Raw genomic sequence first — 9,367 nt, forward strand, 5'->3', positions numbered from 1 at the left:
TCCGAATGATAGGCCGCGCCATGGACAAAATCAAAGTACCCTCTATGAAACTCTTCGTCGGACCCCGGCGCCAGTGGATAAGATCGACAAATGGCAACTCAGAGCAGTGCGGCCGGAATCGCGGGCCGACGCCCCAACCGGCGTGGCCATGCGACTCGCGAAAGCATGCTCGAGGCCGCGCTGCGCTCGCTGTCCTCCGGCGAGCCGGGCTCGGTATCGGCCAACCGCATCGCCAAGGACATCGGCGCGACCTGGGGTGCGGTGCAGTATCAGTTCGGCGACACCGACGGTTTCTGGGCCGCGGTACTGCACCGGACCGCCGAGCGGCGCGCCGCGACGTTGTCGGCACCGATCTCGCCGGAGGCGCCACTGCGTGAGCGTGTCGGCGCCATCATCGACACCCTCTACCGGGGCCTGGCATCGCCGGATTCACGTGCGATCGAGAATCTGCGGGCCGCGCTGCCGCGCGATCCCGACGAGCTCGAGCGGCTTTATCCGCGCACGGCCGCCGAGCTGTTTTCCTGGGGCAAAAGCTGGCTGGAGACCTGCCAGCACGCATTCGCCGGTCTGGACGTCGACCCGGATCGGGTCCGCGAGGTGGCTGCCCTGATCCCCGGCGCGATGCGCGGTCTGGTGTCGGAGCGTCAACTGGGCTCCTACGCCGACCTCGACATGGCGCGCCGCGGGCTGACGAATGCCCTGGCCGCCTACCTCGAGCGGTCCCGGCCGTAAGGCCTGGCACTGTCGCCTCAAGCGTCGATGACGACTCGCCGGCCGACGGCCCGCGAGACACACACCAGCATGCCGTCATCGCCCGCCGCGGTGCGGCCCCGGTGATCCACTTGTCCGGCAAGCACTTTGACCCTGCATGTCCCGCAGAATCCTTGCCGGCACGAGTAGGGCGTCGTCGGATCTCGATCGAGCATGACGTCGAGTGCCGTCCGATTCGCCGGTACCGCGAGCACCTGCCGGGATCGCGCGAGCTCCAACTCGAACGCAAGCCCGTCGACGATGGGCGCCGGGCTGAACCTCTCGTAATGCAGTGGCGCACTCCCATATTCGTTGCGGGCAATCCGGACAGCTTCGAGCATGCCGCTTGGCCCGCACACGTAGACCGCGGTCGCCGGCCCCGCTCCGGCCAACAGCTCCGCCACGGTGGCGAAGCGGCCGTGCTCGTCGTCGGCCCACACCGTCACCCGGTCCGGTCCCATCGACACCACCTCGTCGAGCAGCGGCATGTACTCGCGGCTGCGACCGGTATAGATTGCGCGCCAATTGATACCGCCCTGCGCGGCCACCTGGATCATCGGCAGAATGGGTGTCACCCCGATACCGCCGATGACGAACAACACCTCTTGCTCGGCGGTGCCGAGATAGAACGCATTGCGCGGGCCTTCGAACCGGAGCGTGTCGCCCACGTCGAAAGCCTCATGCATCTCGATGGATCCGCCTCCGCCGCCGGCGATGCGGCGCACGGCGATGCGGTAGTCGGTGCGCCGCCCCGCAGCACCGCACAGCGAGTACTGCCGGCGCCGGCACGAGGGCAACAGCACGTCGATGTGCCCGCCGGGCGTCCAGGACGGAAGCAAGCCGCCGTCGGGCTCAGCCAGGGTCAAGGCGACGACGTCCGGCGCGACGAGTTCGCGCTTGGTCACCACCGCGGTCAGCTTGCGCTGCACCGGCGTAATCCGCGACGGCGACCAGCGTGACACCGAGGCGAAGCCCTCGAATACCGCCCGCACACCCCACAACAACGACCCGAAACGGTCATGGTCGCGCCGCCCATACAGGTCGGCGGGTCTGCTGGCCCAAATGCTCTCCGGCACCGAAACCACTCTCTACTTTTGCCGAATGTCCAAGCGCGCGAACAGCCGGATCATTCCCGGGCTGATTCGCCGCATCGCGTAGCCGATCCGCGACTCCGCGGCGACCGGCAACACCGCCGGACCGGTCTTGACCGCCTTGACGATCGCCTTGGCGGTCGCTTCGGGGGTGAAGTTGCGACGCCGGTAGGCGGCGTCGGCCTTCCCCCGCGCCAGCTCCTGCTGGTCCGCGCTCATCCCGGCGTAAATCGTGTTCTTGGCGATGTTGGTGTTGACGAATCCCGGGCACACCGCCGTGACGCTGATCCCCTCGTCGGCGAAGTCGGCCCGCAATGATTCGCTGAGCGCCAGCACGGCCGCCTTGGTTGTGCTGTAGGCGACCATCGATTTCGACGGTAGGTAGGCCGCCGCCGAAGCGATGTTGATGATCGTTCCGCCCTCGCCGCGCTCGACCATCTGCTCCCCAAAAGCCCTGCTGCCCAGGATGACACCACCGACATTGACGCCCATGATGTCTTCCCAGTTCGCCGAGCTTGTCTCCAGGAACCGGCCCGCCATCCCGATGCCGGCGTTGTTCACCAGGATATCGACCACTCCGTGTTCGTTGCGCACTTGCACCGCAAGGTCATTCATGGCGGCCTCGTCGCTGACGTCGACCTGGTAGACCGCGGCCTCGGCGCACGCGGCGCGCACGGCGTCGGCGGTTTCGTTGGCGGCCGCCACATCACGATCGGCGAGCACGACCTTGCGGGCGCCGTGACGGGCCAGTTCCACCGCCGTGGCCCGGCCGATCCCGGCACCAGATCCCGTGACCAGGGCGAGTTTGCCGCGCACCTCGCGCCGCTCGCCGCGCACCTCGGCCGGCCCGTTGACGGCCGCGCCGCCGACGCTCCGGTCGACCCATTCCACGGTGAGCCGGGCGATGACATCCGGACGCGACGTCACCACCCAGTGCCCACCCTCGATCTCAATCACCCTGCTGCCGTGGGGAATTGCCCCGGTGAACCGTTGCAGCGCGGGCGTGACGAAGATGTCCCGACGCGGAACCAACGTCTGGACCGCGACCGTGGTCATGGGGAGCTGACGTGCCGGCGCCAGCATCGGAGCCGGCATGTTCTGCCGGTACAGGTTGAGCCCGTGGACATAATCGGTGACCGAACGCATGGTGTCGCGGCGTTGACTGCGCGTGCTCGATCGGCCGATGCGCTCAAGGGCCTCAACGACTTTGATTCCGACCCTCGAGCGAAACGACAGTTCCGGCACGCCCGGGCACAAGAAGAAACCGATATAGCCTGACGAGATCAGTTGTCTGATGACTTGAGCCACGGCCCGCGGGGTGCGAGCCGAGCGCAGAAATGCGCCGGCATAGTTCAGGTGCGGGCCTGAGATCGAGGTGAAGGAAGCGACTTTGCCCGCCACGGATTCGTCGGTGACCGCCGCCCACGCCTGAATCGATCCCCAGTCATGGGCCAGCAGATGCACGCGCCCGACGCCGAGGCTGTCGATCACCGCACCGATGTCGGAGATCAGTTGAGCGAAGAGGTATCCGGATCTCTTTGCCGGACGGGTCGATTCACCGGCCCCGCGCACGTCATAGGCCACGACGTTGTAGGGCCTGCCGGACAACTCCTGGGCCACGCCGTCCCAGACATGGTGGTTATCGGGAAAGCCGTGGATTGCCAGGATGGTTGGGCGTGCCGGGTCGATGTCGGTGTAGCGGTGCACGGCCAGCGTGACGCCGTCGCTGGCGGTGATGCTCGTGGTGAGGGTCATCGGATCAGTGCGAGGCGCGCGCGGCGGGTGAGACGGCCAGGTAGTCGACGGCCAGCCCGAGCCCGCCCAGCTGCGAGGGGTGAAAGCCCGGCCGGTAGTAGTTGACGATTGCCCGGATGAAGCGCAGCGGGCCCGGCACCAAACCGCGGCGAGCCGCAAAGAAGTAGTCCCGCCAGCGCGGCTTGGTGTGCTTCGGGAGCTGGGGATCCAGCGAGTACATGAACCGCACGCCGCGAACCCACAACAGCAGCATGGCGGGCGTCACGACGAGCTGGGCACGCACCCGGCGCCAATAGCCGGCCTGCAGATGCTTCATGGTGTCGAAGGCCACAGCCTTGTGTTCGACCTCTTCGGCGCCGTGCCAGCGCAGCATGTCCAGCATCACCGGATCGGTGCCGATCCTGTCGTGGGCCGGCGAGTCGAGAATCCACTCCCCCAGAATGGCGGTGTAGTGCTCGATGGCGGAGACGAGGGAAACCTGCTCGAGCAGCCAGCTCTGCCGGCGGCGCCGGCGCCAGTCGGGCCGGGGTCCCAGCAGCTTGTCGAACAGCCACTTGATCTGGCCGGTGTATGGGGTCAGGTCGATGTCGCGCGCGGCGAAGTGGGCGAGCACGTTCGCGTGGGCCTGCGAATGCACGGCCTCCTGGCCGATGAACCCCTGGACATCCAGCCGCAGCTGGTCGTCTTTGATCAGGGGCAACGTCTGCTTGAACACCTCGACGAAGAACTCTTCGCCGGCGGGCAGCAGCAGGTGCAGCACGTTGAGGACGTGGGTGGCGAACGGCTCACCGGGCACGTAGTGGAACGGCAGCTGTGACCAGTCGAAGTCCACATCGCGCGCCTCGAGCACCAGTCGCTCGTGGTCCAGCCAGGCGTCGTGTGGACCCGCCGCCTGGTCGTTGACGGTCAGCATCGTGCCCCCTACCTCGGCGTTTAGCCCTGAATCACAGTGTTGCGGCGGACGTCGCGCGTCCCAAGTATAGGTACGCGGCCAAGATATGCGAAACCGCCGGTACTGGGTTCTTCCGTGAGTGTCCTCAGCGGGCCGCGACGTGCCGACGCAGGTGGTACTGGCCGGGGTCGGGGTTCGCCAGCATCCGGCGGTGTTCGGCCGGAGTGAGGGGCCACACCTCAGGCACGCCGTCCTTGTTGAGGTACCAGCTGTGACAGCCGGTGGTCCACACGGTGTCCGGCATCGCGGCGCGCAGCTTCGCATTGAAACGCTCGCTCGCCGCGGCCGTCGGCTCGACCGTGTCGAATTCGCGGCGGCGCCAGCGCTCGACCCAGCCAACGATGTGGTCGGCCTGCGATTCGGCCACGGTCGTCAGCGCAAGGTTGCCCACCGGACTGTGTGGACCCAGCATCATGAAGAAGTTGGGAAAGCCGGACAGCGCCACGGTTTGGTAGGCCCGGGGCCCGTCGCGCCAGACGTCGTTGGCGCAGATGCCGTCCCGACCGATCAGCTCCATCGGCCGAAAGAACGCATGCGTGTCGAATCCGGTGGCGAGCACGATGACGTCCACGTCATGCAGGACGCCGTCGCCGGTGACGATGCCGCGCCGTTCCACGTGATCGATGCTCGCCGTCACGAGTTCGACGTCGTCGCGCTGCATCGCCCGGTAGAAACCGTTCGACATCACCAGTCGTTTGCAGGCCGGTGTGTAGTGGGGGGTCAGAGACCTCCGCAACTCGGGATCACGGATTTCCCAGAGGCTGGCGCGGCACAGCGCCGCCATGATCTTTCGGCGCAGACCCGGCTTGGTCAGTCCCACCGAGAAGTAGTCGTATCCCAGACTGTAAATGCGGTACGCCAACCCATCGAGCCACGGCATTTTTCTTCGGGTGATCCCGGTGAAGCCGCTGTAGCGGGGATTGGCCAGCCGTAGCACCCATTGCGCGGTGCGCTGGAACAGCGCGACGTGGCCGGCCACCCCGGCCAGACCGCACACCAGCTGTACGCCCGTCGACCCGTTGCCGACGATCGCGACCCGGCGCCCCCGCACGTCGACGCTGTGATCCCAGCGTGCCGAGTGAAAAACGTTGCCGCCGAAGTCATCCAATCCAGCGATCGATGGCATTCGCGGGTGATGCAGCACGCCGGTGGCCGAGATCAAAAAGTCGACCCTCTTTTCCTCTCCGGCGTCGGTACGCAGCACCCAGCTGCCGTCGTCGAAACGCGCATGGACGATCTCGGTGCCGAATCGGATCCGTTCCCGCAAGGCGTAACGGTCGGCGACCTCTCGGAAATAGGCCTGGATTTCGCCCCCGGGCGAGAAGAGGTGGGACCAGTCGGGGTTTCTGGCGAAGCTGTACTGGTAGATGCGCGAGGGGATGTCGCAGACCAGGCCCGGATACGTGTTGTCCCGCCAGGTGCCGCCCACCTCGTCGGCCTTCTCATAGATGGTCACATCGGTGATACCGTTGCGCAGCAAGGCGATTGCGACACACAGCCCGGACATGCCGGCTCCGATGACGGCTACGGCGGGATCGCGTCGCGTCATTGCAAACTCCGGGGCGTTCTTCGGCTAGTCGGTTTCGGCGCGCTGCTTGAGGCGCTGCAAGGTGAGTCGGATGTGCTCGGTGTTGGCGGTCACCCGGTCGCTGACGCCGGTGGCCTTACCGGCGACCTTGCGGAACCATCCGGGCCTGCGGTCCCAGGTGCTTTCGGTGACCTCGCATCCGCCGCCGGTCGCGACGATGTCGTATTGCCAGCGGGCGACCGGAAAAATGGTGTGGCTCACGTCGAACGCGAAGCGACGACCCGGTTCTGCGTCGATGACCGTGCACTTGGTGCTCCAGCGTCGGCCACCGCTCTCGTTGTGACCGGTGAACACGGCGCCCGGGCGCACCGCGTCGCCTTTGCGCCACTCCATCGCCACCGCCTCCTCGGCCAGCTCAGCCAGCGTGGGCAGGTCGGTGATGAGCCGGTACACCACGTCGGGCCGGGCGTCGATCTGCACGCTGGCCTTAACGCACGGGTCGGTCATTCGCCGATCATAGCCAGCAAACACCCAGCCTTTGCGGCCTGCGCAAACTTTCTTCACACTTGACTATGAACCGGCAACCGAGGGGCGATCATGCGAGTCGGCGTACCGACCGAGACCAAGACCAATGAGTTTCGGGTGGCCATCACCCCCGCCGGCGTCGCCGAGCTGACTCGCCGCGGCCACGAGGTGCTGGTGCAGGCCGGCGCCGGGGACGGGTCGGCGATCTCCGATTCCGAGTTCAAGGCGGCGGGCGCCCAACTGGCCGATACGGCCGAACAGGTCTGGGCCGAGGCCGACCTACTGCTGAAGGTCAAAGAACCGGTCCCGGCCGAGTATGACCTGTTGCGGCGCAACCAGATCCTGTTCACCTATCTGCATCTGGCCGCGTCGCGTGCGTGCACCGAAGCGCTGTTGACGTCCGGAACGACGTCCATCGCCTACGAAACGGTCCAAACCGCCGACGGCGCACTGCCGTTGCTGGCACCGATGAGTGAGGTTGCCGGCCGGCTGTCCGCTCAGGTGGGGGCCTATCACCTGATGCGCACCCACGGTGGGCGCGGCGTGCTGATGGGCGGTGTGCCGGGCGTCAAACCCGCCGACGTCGTGGTGGTCGGTGCGGGGACGGCCGGCTACAACGCGGCCCGGGTCGCCGGCGGCATGGGGGCGGCGGTCTCGGTTCTCGACGTCAACATCAACAAGCTGCGGCTGCTCGACGCGGAGTTCGCCGGTCAGGTCCGCACCCGCTACTCGTCGGCTTATGACCTGGAGGGCACGGTCAAACGCGCCGACCTGGTCATCGGCGCCGTGCTGCTACCCGGCGCGAAGGCGCCCAATTTGATCTCGAATTCCCTTGTCTCGCAGATGAAACCGGGTGCGGTGCTGGTGGACATCTCGATCGACCAGGGCGGTTGTTTCGAGGACTCCCGGCCGACCACGCATGATGACCCCACCTTCGCGGTGCACGACACGGTGTTCTACTGCGTGGCGAACATGCCCAGCGCGGTGCCCAAGACGTCGACGGTGGCGCTGACGAACGCGACCATGCCGTACGTGCTGGCGCTCGCCGCCCGCGGCTGGCAGGCGGCGTGCCGGTCGGATCATGCCCTGGCCAAAGGACTTTCGACGCATGATGGTGGGCTGCTGTCCGAACAGGTGGCCGCCGACCTCGGCCTGCCGTTCACCGACCCGGCCGGCGTTCTGGGCTGACCGGTGTGCGCGGGACTAACCGGTGGCGGCAAGATTGGCGATGATGTCGGCCGCCGGGCCCGCGCAGGCATTCTTGAACGACGTCCCGGCCCACAGCGGCATCCCGTTCGGATCTTCGATGGCCGCGGCCGCTTCGCGGATCGGTGAGGTCATCTGGTTCACCTCGGGGTAACCCAGCGGCGCCACATGATCGAGCGTGCGGGTGAAGTCGTTCTCCAGACCGCGCGCGTAGCGGCCCGAGAACGCCCGCGTGACAACGGTGGTGGCGAACAGCGGGTTCTTCAGTGCGACGCGGTGCGCCGAGTTGGTGCCGGCCTCGTCGGCCAGCAGTAGCGCGGTGCCGACCTGGGCCGCCACCGCTCCCCTGCGCAGCGCCGCCCCGACTTCGTCGGCGGTGCCCAGCCCGCCCGCCGCGATGATCGGGACGTCATGGGCATTGCGGATGCGATCGATGAGCTGATGCAGCGACTCGTTGGCGGGTTCCATGTCGGGCGCGAACGTGCCGCGATGCCCACCGGCCGCGGGGCCCTGCACCACCAGGCTGTCCGCGCCGGCCGCGACGGCCACTCCCGCCTCGTAGGCCGATGTCACGGTGACCATCACCAGCAGTCCCAGCGCGCCCAGCCGCCGGATCACGTCGGGCGGCGGCACGCCGAAGGTGAAAGACACCAGCTCGGGCCGGACGTCGGCCACCACGTCGAGCTTGCGCTCCCAGTCGTCGTCGTCGCCGTGCTCCGGGTGACCGACCTCGACCTGGTAGTGCTCGGCGATTTCTTCGAGTTCTGCCGCGTAATAGTGCAGGGCCACCCAGTCGGCGACGCTGGGCTGGGGCACAAACAAGTTCACTCCGAGCGGGCCGGTGGTGGCCTTGCGCGCCGCGGCGATGTCGGCGGCGAACTGCTCGGCGCTGCGATGCCCGCCGGGGACGAAACCGAGCCCACCCGCATTGGACACCGCCGCCGCCAATGCGGGAGTCCCCGGCCCGCCGGCCATGGGCGCGCCCACGATGGGCACCATGATGTCCCAAAAGCCCAGTACCATTGGGTTAATTTACCATCGCCCGAAGTTGTTGGGGCAGTGACCGTTTGGCCGCGTAGGGGCCCAGAACCGCGGCGCCGTAGCGCTGGCCGAGCAGCCGGTGGGCCACCGCGTTGACGTCCTCGACGGTCACCCGATCGATTTGCCGCAGGGTGTGCTCGATGCTGCGGTGTTTACCATAGTTGAGCTCGCTGCGGCCCAGCCGGCTCATCCGCGAGCTGGAATCCTCCAGGCCCAGCACCAGACCGCCGCGCAACGATCCCTTGGCGATGCGGCATTCCGACTCGGTGATGCCGTCGCGCGCCACCGAGTCGAGCACGTCGCTGGTCACCGCCATGACGTCGGCGAAGCGCTCGGGCTGGCAGGCGGCATACACCGACAGCGCGCCGCTGTCTGCGAAGACGTCCACCGTCGAGTAGACCGAGTACGCCAGCCCGCGAAGCTCTCGAACCTGCTGGAACAACCGGGAACTCAGGCCGCCGCCCAGCGCGGGTGGGAGCCTGTCTCTTATACACATCTGACGCTGCCGACGATCGCATA

9 protein-coding genes are annotated in these 9,367 nt (G+C 67.2%); 2 read left to right on the top strand and 7 right to left on the bottom strand.

Features of this window, described 5'->3' with window-relative positions:
* Window positions 1–165 precede the first annotated feature (165 nt).
* Window positions 166–732 (top strand): TetR/AcrR family transcriptional regulator, encoded by a 567-nt coding sequence (locus tag A5782_RS08170; RefSeq protein ID WP_156623854.1) that lies wholly within the window; start codon window positions 166–168, stop codon window positions 730–732.
* A 17-nt stretch (window positions 733–749) separates the two neighbouring features.
* Here the strand turns inward: A5782_RS08170 and A5782_RS08175 are convergent, their stop codons facing one another.
* The 5 genes from A5782_RS08175 to A5782_RS08195 form a co-directional block, all read right to left on the bottom strand.
* Window positions 750–1,826 (bottom strand): PDR/VanB family oxidoreductase, encoded by a 1,077-nt coding sequence (locus A5782_RS08175; protein ID WP_067097698.1) that lies wholly within the window; start codon window positions 1,824–1,826, stop codon window positions 750–752.
* Between the two features lie 12 nt (window positions 1,827–1,838).
* The gene (locus A5782_RS08180; RefSeq protein WP_067097660.1) at window positions 1,839–3,596 is read right to left on the bottom strand and encodes an SDR family oxidoreductase; all 1,758 of its coding nucleotides are present in this window, start codon (window positions 3,594–3,596) and stop codon (window positions 1,839–1,841) included.
* A gap of 4 nt (window positions 3,597–3,600) precedes the next feature.
* A complete protein-coding gene (locus tag A5782_RS08185) occupies window positions 3,601–4,509 on the bottom strand; it encodes a metal-dependent hydrolase (protein ID WP_067097663.1) in 909 nt (302 codons plus the stop codon).
* 124 nt (window positions 4,510–4,633) lie between these two features.
* Window positions 4,634–6,097: an NAD(P)/FAD-dependent oxidoreductase gene (locus tag A5782_RS08190; RefSeq protein WP_067097666.1), complete on the bottom strand. Its 1,464-nt coding sequence runs from the start codon at window positions 6,095–6,097 to the stop codon at window positions 4,634–4,636.
* Between the two features lie 24 nt (window positions 6,098–6,121).
* A complete protein-coding gene (locus tag A5782_RS08195; protein ID WP_067097668.1) occupies window positions 6,122–6,583 on the bottom strand; it encodes an SRPBCC family protein in 462 nt (153 codons plus the stop codon).
* 90 nt (window positions 6,584–6,673) lie between these two features.
* Here A5782_RS08195 and ald point away from each other — a divergent pair, with 90 nt between their 5' ends.
* Window positions 6,674–7,789, top strand: a complete 1,116-nt coding sequence (ald, locus tag A5782_RS08200) for an alanine dehydrogenase (protein WP_067097671.1) — start codon at window positions 6,674–6,676, stop codon at window positions 7,787–7,789.
* A gap of 15 nt (window positions 7,790–7,804) precedes the next feature.
* Here the strand turns inward: ald and A5782_RS08205 are convergent, their stop codons facing one another.
* Window positions 7,805–8,830, bottom strand: a complete 1,026-nt coding sequence (locus A5782_RS08205; protein ID WP_067097674.1) for a nitronate monooxygenase — start codon at window positions 8,828–8,830, stop codon at window positions 7,805–7,807.
* Between the two features lie 4 nt (window positions 8,831–8,834).
* Window positions 8,835–9,367: pitrilysin family protein (locus tag A5782_RS08210; RefSeq protein WP_197694154.1), on the bottom strand; the 533-nt coding region annotated here is incomplete at its 5' end.

The sequence above is a fragment of the Mycobacterium sp. 852002-40037_SCH5390672 genome (genome assembly GCF_001665875.1).
In the GTDB taxonomy this organism is placed as follows: domain Bacteria; phylum Actinomycetota; class Actinomycetes; order Mycobacteriales; family Mycobacteriaceae; genus Mycobacterium.